Origin of the sequence: Brevundimonas sp. BAL450 (genome assembly GCF_015767455.1) — a bacterium.
In the GTDB taxonomy this organism is placed as follows: Bacteria; Pseudomonadota; Alphaproteobacteria; order Caulobacterales; family Caulobacteraceae; genus Brevundimonas; species Brevundimonas abyssalis.
In genome coordinates this window covers 1-15,724 of sequence record NZ_JADWOW010000050.1, presented here as the reverse complement: position 1 = coordinate 15,724, position 15,724 = coordinate 1, and the positions used below count along the sequence as shown (strand labels likewise).

The window sequence follows — 15,724 nt, the reverse complement described above, 5'->3', positions numbered from 1 at the left end:
CGATCAAGTCCACCTCGTGGTCGAGTGCGAGCACATGGTCGCAGACGAGAACTAGCGGGGAATCCTCGTCTGACATTTCGCGTTCTCGACTAAATCTGGCTTGCATCCTTGAGAGCGATTTTCCCAACTTTGCGGTCGTTCAGTTGCCTGATCCAGGAGGAAAGATCAGAGCCCCCGCACCCTGTTCACATGCCCCATCTTCCGGCCCGGACGCGCCTCGCCTTTCCCGTACAGATGCAGCCGCGCGGCGGGGTCGGCGGACAGGGCGGGCCAGTCGAGGACGTCCTCGCCCAACAGGTTGGTCATCTCCACCCGGGCAACGGCGTCGGTTGATCCCAGCGGCCAGCCGGCGATGGCGCGGATGTGCTGCTCGAACTGGTCGCAGAGACAGCCGTCCTGGGTCCAGTGGCCGGTGTTGTGCACCCGGGGCGCGATCTCGTTGACCAGCAGGGTTCCGTCCGCCAGCTCGAACAGCTCCACGCCGATGACGCCCACATAGGCCAGGCCGTCCAGGATGGCCTCGGCGATCTCTCGGGCGCGGGCGGCGGTGTCGGGGCGCACCTCGGCGGGGGCGAGGGTGGTGCGCAGGATGCCGTCGGCGTGGCGGTTCTCGCCCAGCGGATAGACGGCGATCTCGCCCTCCAGCCCGCGCGCGGCGATGATCGACAGCTCGCGCACGAAGTCGGCTTTCGCCTCAAGGATGGCGGGGGCGCGGCCGATGGCTTCGAAGGCGGCCTCCGCCTCGTCGGCCGAGCGCACCCACGCCTGGCCCTTGCCGTCATAGCCCTCGCGCCGGGTCTTGAGCAGAGCGGGCAGGCCGATGCGGGGCAGGGCGGCGGTGATGTCGTCTGCGGAATCGATGGAGGCGAAGTCCACCGTCGCGGCGCCCACCGCATTGAGGAAGGCCTTTTCGGCCGAGCGGTCCTGCGCCACCGCCAGCGCCGTGGGGCCGGGCGCCACCGCCGCGCCGTTGACGGCCAGCAGGTCCACGGCCGCCGAGGGCACGTTCTCGAACTCGAAAGTCACCACGTCGGACAGCCGGCCCAGCGCCTCCAGCGCGTCGGGGTCGTCGAAGGGGGCGGTGATCTGCTGGCGCGACACCCGGCCCGCCGGGCTTTCGGCCTGGGGGTCCAGAATCACCACGTCGAAGCCCAGCCGCGAGGCCGCCTGCGACAGCATCCGGCCGAGCTGGCCGCCGCCGAGAATGCCGATGCTGGAGCCGGGAGCGAGGGGGAACTGCGCCATCAGTCCTCGACGGTCTCCGCGACCGAGGCGGTCAGGTCCGCGCGCCATGTGGCCAGCCGTCCGGCCAGGGCCTCGTCCGACAGGGCCAGGATCTGGGCGGCCAGCAGGCCGGCGTTTGTGGCGCCCGCCTCGCCGATGGCGAGCGTCCCCACCGGCACGCCGCCGGGCATCTGGACGATGGAGAGCAGGGAATCGAGCCCCTTGAGCGCCCTGGACTTCACCGGCACGCCCAGCACCGGTAGCTCGGTCATGGAGGCGACCATGCCAGGCAGGTGGGCCGCGCCGCCCGCGCCCGCGATGATGACCTTGAAGCCCTCGCCCCTGGCGCCGCGCGAGAAGGCGACCAGCCGGTCGGGGGTGCGGTGGGCCGAGACGACACGCGCCTCCCAGGCGACCTCAAGGGCGTCCAGCGCGTCGGCGGCGCACTTCAGGGTGGGCCAGTCCGAACGGCTGCCCATCACGATGGCGACCAGGGGCGTAGAGCGGTCCATGAACCCTCCGACGTCAAGGAAAGAGCGGGCTTATAGGACCGGCGTTGCGTGAGCAACCGGGTGCGGTAGCATCGGCTCCGTAAACGGGGGTGAGTCGCGCCCCCGGCGGGAGTTCGGGAGTGTCCGACGGTGGTCAGGGTCCGGTGAGCGGCGCGCTCGCAATCGACCTGGAAGGCGAGCTCCGGCGTCTGCGCGCGGAGGTCGAGGCCCTGCGCGCCCGGGCCGAGGCGGCCGAGGCGGCGGCGGACCACGATGTGCTGACCCCCGCCCTGAACCGGCGCGGGTTCATGGAGGCGCTGCACCGCGCCCTGGCCTATTGCCGCCGCCATGATGTGCCGGCGGTGCTGCTCTATCTGGATCTGGACGGGTTCAAGGGGGTCAATGACACCCTGGGCCACCCCGCCGGGGATGCGGCGCTGAAGCGCGTGGCCGAGCTGATGCTGGCCAACCTGCGGGAAAGCGACGCCGTGGGCCGTCTGGGCGGGGACGAGTTCGCCCTGCTGCTGCTGAACGCCGGGGCCGAGGAAGGCCGCGACAAGGCCCGCCGCCTGCTGGAGGCCCTCAACGCCGACGGCTTCGAGTGGGAGGGCGAGCGGGTGCCGCTGGGCGGGTCGTTCGGCGTGCGCGCCTATGCCGGCCAGCCCGACGCCGAAACCTGGCTGGCCGAAGCCGACGCCGCCATGTGGGTGAAGAAGAAGAGCCGCTAGACCCGCCCGGACCCCACGCCGCAGCGCGGAACGCCCCGATAACCGCTACGTTGGCTGACCGTGACCCATTCCTCCTCCCGCCCGCGCGGCCGATCGCGCCGTTCCGTTCTGACCAGCCTGGGCCTGCTCGGCGTGGGCGGGGCGGCGGCGTGGTGGGCGCGGGAGAACCTTTTCTGGCCCGGGCCGGGCGCCACCTTCGCCGAGGACGGGACCAGCGGCTGGCTGGCCTTCGCCACGGACCATCGCCTGTTCGTCTCCGCCCGGGCCATGATCGACGGCGTGGCCGTGGACGCCCTGATCGACAGCGGGGCCCAGCGGTCCGTGGTGGACGCCACCCTGGCCGAGGAACTGGATCTGCCGCGCCGCCTCAGCCCGCCCCAGATCGCCTATGGCCTGGGCGGCGGGGCGCAACTGGGCCATGCGGTCAATGCGGACGTGCGGCTGGGCTGGATGACCCTGAAGGGGCTGACGGCGGGGGTGCTGGACCTGGGCCCGCTGGCGTCCAGCGGTCTGAACACCCGGTTGATCCTCGGCTATGACGTGCTGAGCCGCATGGCGCTGGACATCGATTTTCCGCGCCGCCGCCTGCGTTTCGGCCGCGATGAGGCGACGGTGGCGCCGCCCGGAGCGCAGGCTCTGCCCGCCACGCGCGAGGGCCGCTCCCTGATGACCCAGGTGTCGGTGGAGGGCGCGGTGCTGGACGCGGTGGTGGACACCGGCGCCTCGCCCGCCCTGAGCCTGAACATGGAGACGGCCACGGCCGCCGGGCTGCTGGACGGGCGGCTGGCGCGCGAGGCGTCCAGCATCGTTCTGGGCGGCGTGCTGGCGGGCCAGGTGGTGACGGCCCGCACCCTGACCCTGGGCGAACGTCTCTATGAGGACGTGGAAGTCCACGCCTATCCGCGCAGCGCCCTGCCGGGGGTGCCGGCGGTGCTGGCGGGCATGGGCCTGTTCCGCGACGACCGGCTGATCCTGGACATGGGCGCCGGGCGGATGCTGGTGGATTGAGCCGGGAACGGCTTGGCGAAAGGCGCCTTATGATCACGCCATGCCGCCGTCAGCCCTGAAACCCGAAGCCCTGCTGCGCCCCACGCCGAGAGGCCTGTGGTGCGAGCCGGGCGATTTCTACATCGACCCGCCGGGGCCCGTGGACCGGGCCGTGATCACCCACGGCCATGCGGACCATGCCCGGGCCGGGCACGGCTCGGTGCTGGCGACCCCCGAGACCCTGGCCATCATGGGCGAGCGCTACGGCAAGGATTTCGCGGGCCGGACCCAGGGCCTGGCCTATGGCGAGACCACCGAGGTCAACGGCGTGTCGGTGGGGTTCGCCCCCGCGGGCCACGTGCTGGGCTCGGCCCAGGCGGTGCTGAGCCATCGCGGGCTGACCGTGGTGGCGTCCGGCGACTACAAGCGGCGGCGAGACCCCACCTGCGCCCTGTTCGAGCCGGTGCCCTGCGACGTCTTCATCACCGAGGCCACCTTTGGATTGCCTGTGTTCCGCCATCCGCCCGACGCGGGCGAGATCGGCCATCTGCTCAAGTCCGTGGCCCAGTTCCCCGACCGGGCCCATCTGGTCGGGGCCTATGCGCTCGGCAAGGCGCAGCGGGTGATCCGGCTGCTGCGCGAGGCGGGTTATGACGAGACCATCCATGTCCACGGCGCGCTGGAGCGGCTCAACCGGCTCTACGAACATTTTGGCGTCGATTTGGGGCCGCTGGCGCCAGCGACCGGGTCCAAGGCGGACTTCGCCGGAAAGATCGTGGTGGCCCCGCCCTCGGCCATCGCGGACCGGTGGAGCCGGCGCTTTCCCGATCCGGTCACGGCCTTTGCGTCCGGCTGGATGCGGGTGCGGGCCCGCGCCCGGCAGCGGGGGGTGGAGCTGCCGCTGATCCTGTCGGACCACGCCGACTGGGACGAGCTGACCGACACCCTGACCGAGCTGAGGCCCGATCAGGTCTGGATCACCCACGGGCGCGACGACGCCCTGTGCCGCTGGGCCGCGCTGAACGGGCTGAACGCCCGGGCCCTGCATCTGGTGGGCTATGAGGACGAGGACGACGAGGAGATGGGCGGGGAGGCGGATAACTGATGCGCGCCTTCGCCACCCTGCTGGACCAGCTGTCCATGACCGCGTCACGCAACGCCAAGCTGACCCTGATGCGCGACCATCTGGTGGACGCGCCGGACCCGGACCGGGGCTGGGCCCTGGCGGCCCTGACCGGAGCCCTGTCGTTCAAGGCCGCCAAGCCCGCCATGATCCGCCAGGCGGTGGAGGGGCGGGTCGATCCGGAGCTGTTCCGCCTGTCCTATGACTATGTGGGCGATCTGGCCGAGACCGTGGCCCTGATCTGGCCGGCGAAGCACGGCGCCAACCGGGAGCCCGAGCTGTCCGAGGTCATCGACGCCCTGACCCACGCCAGGCGGGGCGAGGTGCAGGGGCTGCTGGAAGGTTGGCTGGACGCGCTGGACGCCGACGGGCGCTGGGCCCTGCTGAAGCTGCTGACCGGCGGCCTGCGGGTGGGCGTCTCGGCGCGGCTGGCGTGGCAGGCGGCGGCGGACTTCGGCGGGGTCGCGGTGGCCGACATCCAGGAGGTCTGGCACGCCCAGGAGCCGCCCTATGCCGACCTGTTCGCCTGGCTGGAGGGCAAGGCCGAACGACCCTCGGTCGACGCCCACGGCCGCTTCCGCCCCGTCATGCTGGCCCAGCCGCTGGACGAGGAAACCGACCTGCCGAAACTGGACCCGGCCGCCTACGCCGCCGAGTGGAAATGGGACGGAATCCGCGTCCAGGCGGTCTCGGAGGGCGGGGTGAAGCGGCTGTACAGCCGCACGGGCGAAGACATCTCCGGCGCCTTTCCCGACGTGCTTGAGGCCCTGACCTATGAAGGCGTGATCGACGGGGAACTGCTGGTCATGCGGGACGGGCAAGTGGCGTCGTTTGGGGACCTGCAACAGCGGCTGAACCGCAAGACGGTGGATGCGAAGCTGGTGGCCGCCAACCCGGCGGGGGTGCGCGCTTATGACCTGCTGGCGGCGGACGGCGAGGACCTGCGCGGGCTGCCGTTCGCCGAGCGCCGGGCGCGGCTGGAGGCGTTCGTGGCGGCGGCGTCGGACCGTATCGACCTGTCGCCGATCCAGCCGTTCGGGTCGTGGGACGAGCTCGCCGCCCTGCGTCTCGCGCCGCCGCCCGGCGATCCCGCCATCGCCGAAGGCCTGATGCTGAAGCGGCTGGACAGCACCTACGAGGCCGGGCGTCCCAGGGGGCCTTGGTTCAAGTGGAAGCGCGACCCGCACCTGATCGACGCAGTGCTGATGTACGCCCAGCGCGGCCACGGCAAGCGGTCCAGCTTCTACTCCGACTTCACCTTCGGCGTCTGGGTGGAGGACGCGGACGGCGCCCATGTTCTGACGCCGGTGGGCAAGGCCTATTTCGGCTTCACCGACGAGGAGCTGAAGCAGCTGGACAAGTTCGTGCGCGACCATACCACCGACCGCTTCGGCCCCGTGCGCGCCGTGCGGGCGGACCGGGAGTTCGGCCTGGTGTTGGAGGTGGCGTTCGAGGGGCTGCAGCGGTCGAAACGCCACAAATCCGGCGTCGCCATGCGCTTCCCCCGCATCAGCCGCATCCGCTGGGACAAGCCGTCAAAGGAAGCGGACGAACTGGCGACGCTGGAACGGATGTTGGACTAGCTGCGGATGCGGTCCCACACCCCGAACTCGTGGGCGATGCACTGGGCGATCAGCTTGCGCCAGACGGGTTCGGCGATGGCGGGGGACAGGCCGGCGTCTTCCGACGCGGCCAGAACCTTGGCCACCACGTCCTCGATGCGCCAGTCGTCGTGGACCACATCGCGGCTCGGTTTGATGCGCGCGGCGGCCTCCATGTAGCGCTGCCGCTCGGCCAGCAGGGTCACCAGCGCGCGGTCCAGCGCGTCTACGCCCTCGCGCACCTGACTCATGTCGGCGCAGTCTTCGGGCGGGGTGCGAGGGTCGATGGAGATGAGCGCGGTCATGGCGCTGGCTTTAGGGGAGGGCGCCGCGCCCGCCAAGCCCGGTTAGCCCACGAAGGCCCGTTCCAGCACGAAATCGCCGGGCTCGGCGTTGGAGCCTTCCCTCATGCCGTAGCCTTCCAGCAGCTCGGCCGTCTCCTTGATCATGGCCATGGAGCCGCACAGCATGACGCGGTCCTTCGCCGGATCGAAGCCCTCTTCGAGGCCGAGATCGCGGAAGTAGTCGCCCGAACGGATGCGGTCGGTGATGCGGCCCGCGTTGTGGAACGGCTCGCGGGTCACGGTGGGATAGTAGGTCAGCTGGGCCCTGGCCTCGTCGCCGATCAGGGGGTCTTCGTGGATGCCGCCCTCGAAGAACGCGCGATAGGCCAGATCCTCGGCCTTGCGCACCGTGTGGGTCACGATCACCCGGCCGAAGCGGGAATAGGTCTCCGGCTCACGCGCCACCGACAGCCAGGGCGCCAGGCCGGTGCCCGTGCCGATCAGGTGCAGCCGCTCGCCGCCGGTCAGGGCGTCCAGCACCAGGGTGCCTGTGGGCTTCTTGCCCACCAGAACCGTGTCGCCGGGCTGGATCTTTTGCAGGCGCGAGGTGAGGGGGCCGTCGGCCACCTTGATGGAGAAGAACTCCAGCTCCTCGGCCCAGAACGGACTGGCCACCGAATAGGCGCGCACCAGCGGCTTTCCGCCCTCGGTGGGCAGGCCGATCATCACGAACTCGCCGGAGCGGAAGCGGAAATCCTCGGCGCGCGACAGGCCGAAGCTGAAAAGCTGGTCGGTCCAGTGTTTCACCCACAGCACCTCGGCCTCGTGATACGGGCTGGGCTTGGCGGGTTTTTCGGCGACGGCGAGGGTGTCGGTCATGGGGCTTCGACTTAAGCCCTTCGCCGAGGATGCGAAAGGTTCGCGGGCGCGACATTTTCTGCGGGGGACGGATACCCGTTCTTATTCCGCCGTCGGCGCGGAAACAGTTGTCACGGGGCGCTGAGCCGCTAGCTTGGCCGCCATGCGCACATTGCTTCTGGCCTCGAGCCTGCTTATCGCCCCGCCCGCCTTCGCCCAGTCGATTGATGCGGCCGCCCCGGTCTTGACCCCCGAGCGGGTTTTCGCTGACCCCAGCCTGAACGGCCCGGTGGCTCGGGGGGTCAGCCTGTCGCCGGACGGCGAGCTGGTGGCCTTCCTGCGCTCGCGCGAGGATGACGTGAACACCCTCGACCTGTGGGCCGCGCCCACCGGCGAGGGCGAACCCTACAAGCTGATCGACGCCCGAGCGTTGGTCCCGGAAGCCGGCGAACTGTCCGAGGCCGAGATCGCGCGGCGTGAGCGCATGCGCATCAGCCAGCGCGGGGTGGTGGAGTATTCCTGGGACGAGCAGGGCCGCTACATCCTGGCCCCGCTGGAAGGCGACATCTTCCTGGCCGACCGCAACGGCGAGGTGCGCCGCCTGACCGAGACCGAGGGCGACGAGATCGACGCCAAGGTGTCGCCGCAGGGGACGTGGGCCTCCTGGGTGCGCGACCAGAACCTGTACATCCAGCCGCTGGCCGGCGGTGACGAACGCGCGGTCACCACCGACGGCGACGGCCTGATCACCTGGGCCACGGCCGAGTTCATCGCCCAGGAGGAGATGGACCGGGACACCGGCTACTGGTGGAGCCCGGACGAGGCCCGCATCGCCCTGACCCGCGTGGACGAGAGCACCGTCGACGTGATCCCGCGCCTGGACATCCAGGGCGGCGGCGCCACGACCATCCAGCAACGCTACCCCCGCGCCGGCCGGCCCAACGCCGTCGTCGACCTGTTCATCCATGACGTGGCCTCGGGCGAGCGGATCGAGGTGGATCTGGGCGACAACGACGACATCTATCTGGCCCGCGTGAACTGGTCGGCCGACGGCGGCACGCTGTATGTGCAGCGCCAGTCACGGGATCAGCAGACCCTGGACCTGCTGACCGTGGATCCGGCCACGGGCGAGAGCCGGGTCATCGTGACCCAGACCGACGACGCCTGGGTGGGCCTGACCCACGACTTCCGCGCGCTGGAGGACGGCCGCTTCGTCTGGTCCAGCGAGGAGGACGGCTGGCGGCATCTGTATCTGTACGAAGCCGACGGAACGCTGGTGCGCCAGATCACCGACGGCGACTGGGCGGTGAAGTCCCTCGACGGGATCAACGCCGAGACGGGGGAGGTGTTCTTCACGGCCTCCCTCGAGATCGCGGACGGCGTGGCGCGCGAACTGCCTATCGAACAGCGCCTGTGGCGCACCACCCTGGACGGTGGGGCGCCGACGCCTGTCACGTCGGACGGCGGCTGGTGGAGCGTGAGCATGAACGGGCCGGCGACGGCCTTCGTGGGCAACTATTCCGATCCGACCACGCCGTCGCAGAGCGGCCTCTACAGCGCCGACGGGACCTTCATCCGCTGGATCGAGGAGAACCGGCTGGGCGAAGCCCATCCCTACCACCCCTATCTCGCGCGCCACCGCACGCCGGAGTACGGCACGCTGGAGACGCCGGACGGGCATTCGCTGGTCTGGCAGATGACCACGCCCCATGATTTCGATCCGTCGCGGCGCTATCCGGCGGTGATCCAGGTGTACGGCGGGCCGTCGGGCGGCGGCGTGCGCCGGGGCTGGCAGCCCATGACCACGCGCCTTCTGAACGAGGCGGGCTATGTGGTCTTCCGCATGGACAACCGGGGCGAGGGCTATCGGTCCGCCGCCTTCAAGCGCGCGCTGTACCTGCGCATGGGCACGGTGGAGGTCGAGGATCAGGTGCTGGGCGCCGAGTATCTGCGCAGCCTGCCCTACGTCGACGCGGACCGCATCTCGGCCATGGGCTGGAGCTACGGCGGGTTCATGACCCTGCACATGCTGACCGAGCCGGAGATGGGGCTGGCCTCGGCCATTTCGGGCGCGCCGGTGACGGACTGGAGCCTGTACGACACCCATTACACCGAGCGGTTCATGTCGACGCCGCAGGCCAACGAAGCCGGCTACGCCGCCTCGGACGTGGTCGATCAACTGGACCGACTGACCGGGCGGCTGCTGCTGCTGCACGGCATGGCCGACGACAACGTCATCTTCGAGAATACCACCCGGGTGCTCAACGCGCTGCAGGAGCAAAGCGTCCCGTTCGAGACCATGCTCTATCCCGGCCAGCGCCACGGCATCCGGGGCAATCCGCGCCAACTGCACCAGTGGCGCACCTATCTGGACTTTCTGGACCGAACGATCGGAGAGAGAAGCGAATGATGCGCAAGGGGGCTGTTCTTGCGGCGCTGGCGGGGCTGGCCCTTTCGGCCTGTGCCACGTCGGGGCCGACGGGTCTGGAGGTCCGCGACCGGGCGACGGTGAACAGCGTGATCGCCTGGAGCCCGGCGGCCAGTGCGGCGAACTGGAACGCGGAGGCGCTGGATCGTTCGATTGTCGGCATGCCCATCCTCATCAAGGACAACATCGAGACCGCCGACATGCCCACCACCGCCGGGTCGCTGGCGCTGGTGAACAATGCGCCCGGGCGTGACGCGCCGCTGGTGGCGCGGCTGCGCGCGGCCGGGGCGGTGATCGCGGGCAAGGCCAATCTGTCCGAATGGGCCAATTTCCGCGGCGCGGACTCCATCAGCGGCTGGAGCGCCGTGGGCGGCCAGACGCGCAATCCCCATGCCCTGGACCGCAACCCCTGCGGCTCGTCCTCGGGCAGCGCGGCGGCGGTGGCGGCGGGGCTGGTCCCGGCGGCTATCGGCACAGAGACCAACGGCTCCATCGTCTGTCCCGCGGCGGCCAACGGCGTGGTGGGCTTCAAGCCCACGGTCGGTCTTGTGTCGCGCACCCACATCGTTCCCATCAGCGAAAGCCAGGACACCGCCGGGCCGATCACCCGCACGGTGGCGGACGCGGCCTTGATCCTGAGCGCCATGGCCGGGACCGACCCGGCCGATCCGGCCACGGCCGAGGCGGACGCCCGCCGCACCGACTATCGCGCAGCGCTGGACGCCGGATCGCTGGCGGGGGTGCGCATCGGCGTGGCGCGGTTCGCCTCGGGCTATCACAATGGGACCGACGCGGTGTTCGAGGCGGCGCTGGCCGACCTGCGCGCCGCCGGGGCCGAGCTGGTGGAGATCACCGAGGGGCCGGAGATGGGGCCCATCGGCCGGGCCCAGTTCACAGTGCTGCTGACCGAGTTCAAGGCCGGGCTGAACGCCTATCTGGCCTCGACCGACCCGACGCAGGTGCCCACCCGCACCCTGGCCGATCTGATCGCGTTCAACGAGGCGACGCCGCGCGAACTGGCCCTGTTCGGCCAGGAGTATTTCGTCCAGGCCGAAGCCACCGGCGGACTGGACGATCCTGAATACATCGAGGCCCGCGACACGGCCCGGCGTCTGGCCGGGCCGGAAGGCATCGACCGGCTGCTGGCCGAGCATGACGTGGTCGCCCTGGTCGCCCCCACGGGCGGCCCGGCCTGGCCCACCGATCCTGTTCTCGGCGACAATTTCACAGGCTCGTCCAGCACCCTGGCGGCCGTGGCGGGCTATCCGCACCTGACCGTGCCCATGGGCTTCGTGCAGGGCTTGCCGGTGGGGCTGTCGATCTTCGGCGCCCAATGGGATGACGCGCGCATCCTGTCTCTGGGCTACGCCTATGAGCAGCAGAGCCGGGCGTTCCGGGCTCCGGCCTTCCTCAACAGCGTCAACGACAATGAGGCGATCGCGCCTCTGTTGAGCCCCGCCGTCTCGCAATAGGAACCGCCCGTGCCCGCCGCCGTTGAGAGCCGGTGGAAAGCCAGCTCCTGATCAATGTCATCGGCACGGGCGCGGCCCTGTGCACCATCACCAGCTTCGTGCCGCAGATCATCAAGATCATCCGCGAGCGCGACGCCTCGTCGGTGTCGCTGCGCATGTACGCCCTGACGGTGTGCGCCTTTTCGCTCTGGACCATCTACGGCGTCATGCTGGGGGCCTGGCCGCTGGTGGCGGCCAACAGCATCTCCCTGACCCTGGCGGTCACGGCCCTGGTCTGCAAATGGCGCTTCCGGGACGGCGACCCGGAGGACTAGCCGAACACCTTCGCCATCAGACGTTCCAGCCATTCGGCGTCCACGGCGTCGAAGGCGGCCTTTTCGGTCGCGTCCACGTCCAGCACCGCGATCAGGGCGCCGGACGGATCGAGGACCGGGACCACGATCTCGCTGGCCGAGCGCGAATCGCAGGCGATGTGGCCGGGGAAAGCGTGCACGTCCTCGACGACCTGGGTGCGGCGCTCGGCGGCCGCAGCCCCGCACACGCCGCGTCCGAACGGGATGCGCAGGCATCCGAGCGTGCCCTGATAGGGGCCCACGACCAGTTCGGTCTCCCTGGCCGGGTCCACCACATAGAAGCCGGTCCAGAAGAAGGCCGGGAAGGCGTCGGCCAGCATCGACGACACTGTGGCCATGCGCGCGACACGATCCGGCTCGCCGTCCAGAACGGCCAGGATTTCGGCCTCCACCTCGGCGTAGCGGGCGGCCTTGTCGGCGGGGCGATTATCGCGGGCGGCGTAGGCCATGGGCTCTCCTGTTGCGCCCGGGATATAGGTCCACAGAAACCTTTGTGACAGCCCCCGTGCCCTCGTGTTTCACGCGAATAGCCAAGCCACTGATTCGCCTCATGAACGCATAATTTCGCCACCATCCGGCAACGCTTGAGCGAGCTTGACGTTAAGCTCTCGTTAACCTTGACAGAAGGTTAACTCGACCGGATCGTCCCGGTCGAACAGGGTTACGCGCGGGCCGCCAGGGTCCTCCAGTCAGCGGGGCGTTATGGACGATCACGACCACCCTGAGTCCAGAAGGCGTGGATTCGATCGGTTCAACCGCTCCGGCGGGGCCGGACCGTTGCCGTTCATCGCGGCGGCGGTGGTGGTTGTTCTGGCCATCCTGGCCGCGCTGATGCTGTCCGGCTTCGGGGACCGGGGGCTGCGGTTCTGGTCCCGCGGCGATCCGGCCTCGGCGGCGTGTCCGCGCCCGGCGTCCGTGACGGGCGCCGAGTTCAACGATCAGGAAGCCGGCATCCGCCGTCTGCGCCGTCTGGCGTTCCGGGGCGACTTCTTCGCCCAGCTGGAGCTGGGCGGGCGCTACGCCGCCGTGCGCGCCACCGACCGCAATCTGGAAGATCCGATCGAGAGCTCGGTCTGGTACGCCATGTCCTTGGCCAACACCGAGGGCTTCGCCCCGATCAACAGCGCGCGCCGCGCCGGTCTCGGCTCGTGGCGGCCCCTGTCGGGCTATGACGACTGCCGCGCCTTCGAGCGGCGCGTGGCCTACCAGCGTCTGGACGCCCAGCTGTCGCGCATGACGCGCGAGGAACAGGAAGAGGTGCGCGACCGGGTCATCTATGTGCTGTCGACCCAGGACGCGGACGGTTACCGCACCTTGGCCCGTCTGCACGACGAACTCTACGGTCCCTTCGGCGAGCCCATCGACAACCGCGAGGCGCGCGCCGCCTGGGGCCAGGGCCATCGGCCCGGCGAGCCGCTGCGCGTGGGCCGCACGGGCCGTCATGCGGCGGTGAACCTGTTCCCGCGCAATGATGTGGATGCCTATCTCTACAACTATCTGGCGGTGCAGACCGGTGACGTGGGCGCCTATGTGCTGCTGCGCGACTTCGAGGCCTCGACGCCCGCCCGGTCGCGCTACGGCGCCTTCGTGGAGGCCAAGGCCCGCCAGTGGGTGCCGCCCTTCGAGTTCTATCCCAACGAGGCGCCGCGCTCGGGCGTGCCCCATTCGGATGAGAGCCGGTCACGGGGCGACGCCTATGACTACGCCCTGACGCGGATCACCGAACTCCCCTTCGTCCATGTGGGCCGCGCCCTGCGCTATCTGGGGGTCACCGACACCGTCGCCTCGGCGCCCAACGCCCTGTCCAGGCGGCAGGTGGAGACCCTGGAAGCCATGCTGGGCCATCCCATGGAGGGGCGGCTGTCCTATCAGGAGCGGCTGCGCGCCATCCAGCTGGCGGCGGTCAACGGCTCGTCGGAGGCCCAGCTGGTGCTGGCGGTCATGTATGCGGAAGGGGTCGGGGTGCCGGCCGACTACGCCCGCTCGTTCCACTGGTTCCAGGAAGCCGACCGCCAGGGCTCGCCCGAGGCCAAGTTCGCCATGTCCAGCTACTTCGCCCTGGGGGTGGCGGGGGTGGCCGATCAGGACAAGGCCGAGGCCGTGGTCTACCGCATCGAATCCGCGCTGTCGGGCTTCACCCCCTCAGCGTCCCGCCTGCAGGCCGTCCTGGCCCAGGTCTCGCGCGCGCAAAGCCGATAGAGGCGCTGGAAATGAAAAAGCCCATCTTCACCCCCGCCCGCGTCACCCTCGCCGCCGCCGTCTCCGGCATGGCCCTGATCGGCCTGGCTGGGCTGGCGGATGGCCCGGCAAGCGCCCAGACCGCCGCCAAGGTGGAAAGCCAGACCCGGCCCAATTTCGGCATCCTGCTGGACCCGCCCACCCGCACCCGCGCCCGGCCCCAGCGCCGCTGGAGCTATGGCGATCACCGCCGCCGCTGGGATCACGGATACGGTCGCGGCCCCGGCTATCCGCCCCCGCCGGTGGCGAGCGAGCAGGTGGTGCTGATCGACTGCGGCGGCAATCCCGGCTCGGGCGGGCTGGAGAACGCGGTGGCCCGCGTGGCGCCGGGCGGCACCCTGATCATCCGGGGACGGGCGGGCGCCTGCGTGGGCTGGCTCAACATCGACAAGCCCATGACCATCATGGGCGACGCCGGCTTCGACCGCCGCGATTGGGACCGGTCGCCGTCGGCCACCATCCAGGCGCCCGACGGCCTGCCCTGCATGACGGTGGCCCAGGGGGTGCGCGTCGAGGTGCGCGACATCGTGTTTGAATCCCGCAACGCCGGCGAGGCGGCCTGCGTGGTGGGCTACGGCGCCCAGATGATCTTCGACCGCACCGGGTTCCGGCATGGCGGGGACGAACCGGCCATCTATGCGGACGGCGGGACGCTGGACATCCGCAACAGCGTCATCGAGGCCCACACCATCGCCCCGGCCATCGTCGCCGACGGCGCGGGCGTCACGGTCTATGAGGTGGACATCACCCACGCCCAGGCGGGCATGGAGCTGATCCCCGGCCCGGGCCAGACCGCCCAGCTGACCCGTGTGTCCATGAAGGGCACCGAGGCGCCGAACAATTTCGGCCCCCGCTCCATCGGCCTGATGATCCGTTCGGGCCGCGACTACGGCCGGGTCATCGTCGAGGGCTCGCGCATCTGCGGCTATGTGGAGGGTGTGGCCATCGAGGGGGCCTCGGTGGAGGTGCGCGACAGCCGCATCTGCCGCGCCGACAAGGGCGTGGTGCTCTACAACGGTGAGCTGGTTCTGGCCGACAGCCGCGTGCGCGCCGACACCCTGGGCGTGGCCGCCGCCTCGGGCCGGGCCGTCATCACCGACAACGTCTTCGTGGGCGTGCGTCAGCTGGTCTTCGCCGAGGATCGCGCCTCGGTCGAGGAGAACGGCAACCGGGTCTGGTCGCGCCACGACATCTGCCGGCCCCAGTTCCAGCCCCGCTACCGTGATCGCTACGCCTTCGCTCCGGCGCGGGGCCAGTCCTGGCAGTGCCAGTACGATCCCTACCCCCGCGACTGGTGGGCCCAGGACGACGGCTGGTACGGCGATCCCTATCAGGACTACGCCTACGGTCTGGACGGCTGGGACCGCTACAACCAGGGCTACGGCTGGTACGACCAGAACGGCCGCTACATCGACGACAGCCGCTATCTGGGCGACGCGCGCTGGAACCGGGGCGGCCGCCGCGGCATCTGGTAGGCGTCAGCCCAGGCGCGCTTCGCCAGGCGGCGGCGTCAAGCGGCCCGCAAGGCCGTCGGTAGGCGCGGAGGGACTCGAACCCCCAACCAGACCGTTATGAGCGGTCGGCTCTAACCATTGAGCTACGCGCCCGCCGTGGCGGAGCGTCTGGCTAGCAGGCCGGGCGGTCATGGGAAAGCCTGCAAGATTGCAGCGATGCGCGGCTGCATGAATGGAACCTGCACCATGGCGCCAAGCGTTCATTCAGATGCAAAAGGCCAAGGTTCGGCCACGGCTGGGGCGCACGCTCCCGCCGGACGCACAACAGGAAGCTCCGAAGGAGACATCATGCCCCGTTTTCCCGCCCGCGCCGTCGCCGTGGCCCGGCCCCGCCCGAACCTGCCCCTGATGCTGGGCGCCGCCGTGCTGGCCGCCGGCGCGGGTGGGAAAACGGGGCATGATGTCTCCTTCGGAGCTTCCTGT

General features: G+C 70.2%; 14 protein-coding genes and 1 tRNA gene. 9 read left to right on the top strand and 6 right to left on the bottom strand.

Annotated features, from left to right (window positions below; genetic code table 11):
* Positions 1-165: 165 nt before the first annotated feature.
* Entirely contained in the window at positions 166-1,245 is a 1,080-nt protein-coding gene (locus tag IWC96_RS08105; RefSeq protein ID WP_196838704.1) for a 5-(carboxyamino)imidazole ribonucleotide synthase, read from the bottom strand.
* Positions 1,245-1,736, bottom strand: a complete 492-nt coding sequence (gene purE, locus IWC96_RS08100; RefSeq protein WP_021698632.1) for a 5-(carboxyamino)imidazole ribonucleotide mutase — start codon at positions 1,734-1,736, stop codon at positions 1,245-1,247. Before purE ends, IWC96_RS08105 begins: the two co-directional genes overlap by 1 nt.
* A gap of 119 nt (positions 1,737-1,855) precedes the next feature.
* Here purE and IWC96_RS08095 point away from each other — a divergent pair, with 119 nt between their 5' ends.
* Genes IWC96_RS08095 through IWC96_RS08080 form a run of 4 tightly spaced genes read left to right on the top strand, consistent with a single transcriptional unit; the run spans position 1,856 to position 6,136 of the window.
* The gene (locus IWC96_RS08095; RefSeq protein ID WP_021698631.1) at positions 1,856-2,443 is read left to right on the top strand and encodes a GGDEF domain-containing protein; all 588 of its coding nucleotides are present in this window, start codon (positions 1,856-1,858) and stop codon (positions 2,441-2,443) included.
* A gap of 60 nt (positions 2,444-2,503) precedes the next feature.
* Positions 2,504-3,451, top strand: a complete 948-nt coding sequence (locus IWC96_RS08090; RefSeq protein ID WP_021698630.1) for an aspartyl protease family protein — start codon at positions 2,504-2,506, stop codon at positions 3,449-3,451.
* A 40-nt stretch (positions 3,452-3,491) separates the two neighbouring features.
* Positions 3,492-4,535 (top strand): ligase-associated DNA damage response exonuclease, encoded by a 1,044-nt coding sequence (locus tag IWC96_RS08085; protein ID WP_021698629.1) that lies wholly within the window; start codon positions 3,492-3,494, stop codon positions 4,533-4,535.
* Positions 4,535-6,136, top strand: a complete 1,602-nt coding sequence (locus IWC96_RS08080) for a cisplatin damage response ATP-dependent DNA ligase (protein ID WP_196838703.1) — start codon at positions 4,535-4,537, stop codon at positions 6,134-6,136. The genes IWC96_RS08085 and IWC96_RS08080 overlap by 1 nt, the downstream gene beginning before the upstream one ends.
* Here the strand turns inward: IWC96_RS08080 and IWC96_RS08075 are convergent.
* A complete protein-coding gene (locus tag IWC96_RS08075; RefSeq protein WP_021697031.1) occupies positions 6,133-6,459 on the bottom strand; it encodes a chorismate mutase in 327 nt (108 codons plus the stop codon). The genes IWC96_RS08080 and IWC96_RS08075 overlap by 4 nt on opposite strands.
* A 42-nt stretch (positions 6,460-6,501) precedes the next feature.
* A complete protein-coding gene (locus IWC96_RS08070; RefSeq protein WP_021697030.1) occupies positions 6,502-7,317 on the bottom strand; it encodes a ferredoxin--NADP reductase in 816 nt (271 codons plus the stop codon).
* Between the two features lie 142 nt (positions 7,318-7,459).
* Between IWC96_RS08070 and IWC96_RS08065 the strand changes: the two genes are divergently transcribed.
* The 3 genes from IWC96_RS08065 to IWC96_RS08055 are packed head-to-tail and all read left to right on the top strand — an operon-like array spanning position 7,460 to position 11,510.
* Positions 7,460-9,706, top strand: coding sequence for a S9 family peptidase (locus IWC96_RS08065; protein WP_196838702.1), 2,247 nt, complete (start codon positions 7,460-7,462; stop codon positions 9,704-9,706).
* Positions 9,703-11,196, top strand: a complete 1,494-nt coding sequence (locus IWC96_RS08060; RefSeq protein ID WP_021697028.1) for an amidase — start codon at positions 9,703-9,705, stop codon at positions 11,194-11,196. The genes IWC96_RS08065 and IWC96_RS08060 overlap by 4 nt, the downstream gene beginning before the upstream one ends.
* 32 nt (positions 11,197-11,228) lie before the next feature.
* Entirely contained in the window at positions 11,229-11,510 is a 282-nt protein-coding gene (locus tag IWC96_RS08055) for a SemiSWEET family sugar transporter (protein ID WP_021697027.1), read from the top strand.
* On the opposite strand, the gene IWC96_RS08050 is transcribed toward IWC96_RS08055, so the two are convergent.
* A complete protein-coding gene (locus IWC96_RS08050) occupies positions 11,507-11,998 on the bottom strand; it encodes a GAF domain-containing protein (protein WP_021697026.1) in 492 nt (163 codons plus the stop codon). The genes IWC96_RS08055 and IWC96_RS08050 overlap by 4 nt on opposite strands.
* 328 nt (positions 11,999-12,326) lie before the next feature.
* Here IWC96_RS08050 and IWC96_RS08045 point away from each other — a divergent pair, with 328 nt between their 5' ends.
* Both IWC96_RS08045 and IWC96_RS08040 read left to right on the top strand, forming a co-directional pair.
* Entirely contained in the window at positions 12,327-13,748 is a 1,422-nt protein-coding gene (locus tag IWC96_RS08045) for a tetratricopeptide repeat protein (protein WP_370541120.1), read from the top strand.
* Between the two features lie 11 nt (positions 13,749-13,759).
* On the top strand, positions 13,760-15,262 hold the full coding sequence (locus IWC96_RS08040; RefSeq protein ID WP_196838701.1) for a hypothetical protein: 1,503 nt from the start codon (positions 13,760-13,762) through the stop codon (positions 15,260-15,262).
* A 59-nt stretch (positions 15,263-15,321) separates the two neighbouring features.
* Here the strand turns inward: IWC96_RS08040 and IWC96_RS08035 are convergent.
* Positions 15,322-15,394: transfer RNA gene (locus tag IWC96_RS08035), tRNA-Ile, on the bottom strand.
* Between the last annotated feature and the right edge of the window lie 330 nt (positions 15,395-15,724).

What these genes read in the sequence shown, in the direction of transcription:
- IWC96_RS08105 (WP_196838704.1), bottom strand. Translation starts at nt 1,245, where the DNA reads ATGGCGCAGTTCCCCCTCGCTCCCGGCTCCAGCATCGGCATTCTCGGC.
- IWC96_RS08040 (WP_196838701.1), top strand. Translation starts at nt 13,760, where the DNA reads ATGAAAAAGCCCATCTTCACCCCCGCCCGCGTCACCCTCGCCGCCGCC.
- purE (WP_021698632.1), bottom strand. Translation starts at nt 1,736, where the DNA reads ATGGACCGCTCTACGCCCCTGGTCGCCATCGTGATGGGCAGCCGTTCG.
- IWC96_RS08065 (WP_196838702.1), top strand. Translation starts at nt 7,460, where the DNA reads ATGCGCACATTGCTTCTGGCCTCGAGCCTGCTTATCGCCCCGCCCGCC.
- IWC96_RS08060 (WP_021697028.1), top strand. Translation starts at nt 9,703, where the DNA reads ATGATGCGCAAGGGGGCTGTTCTTGCGGCGCTGGCGGGGCTGGCCCTT.
- IWC96_RS08085 (WP_021698629.1), top strand. Translation starts at nt 3,492, where the DNA reads ATGCCGCCGTCAGCCCTGAAACCCGAAGCCCTGCTGCGCCCCACGCCG.
- IWC96_RS08070 (WP_021697030.1), bottom strand. Translation starts at nt 7,317, where the DNA reads ATGACCGACACCCTCGCCGTCGCCGAAAAACCCGCCAAGCCCAGCCCG.
- IWC96_RS08075 (WP_021697031.1), bottom strand. Translation starts at nt 6,459, where the DNA reads ATGACCGCGCTCATCTCCATCGACCCTCGCACCCCGCCCGAAGACTGC.
- IWC96_RS08050 (WP_021697026.1), bottom strand. Translation starts at nt 11,998, where the DNA reads ATGGCCTACGCCGCCCGCGATAATCGCCCCGCCGACAAGGCCGCCCGC.
- IWC96_RS08080 (WP_196838703.1), top strand. Translation starts at nt 4,535, where the DNA reads ATGCGCGCCTTCGCCACCCTGCTGGACCAGCTGTCCATGACCGCGTCA.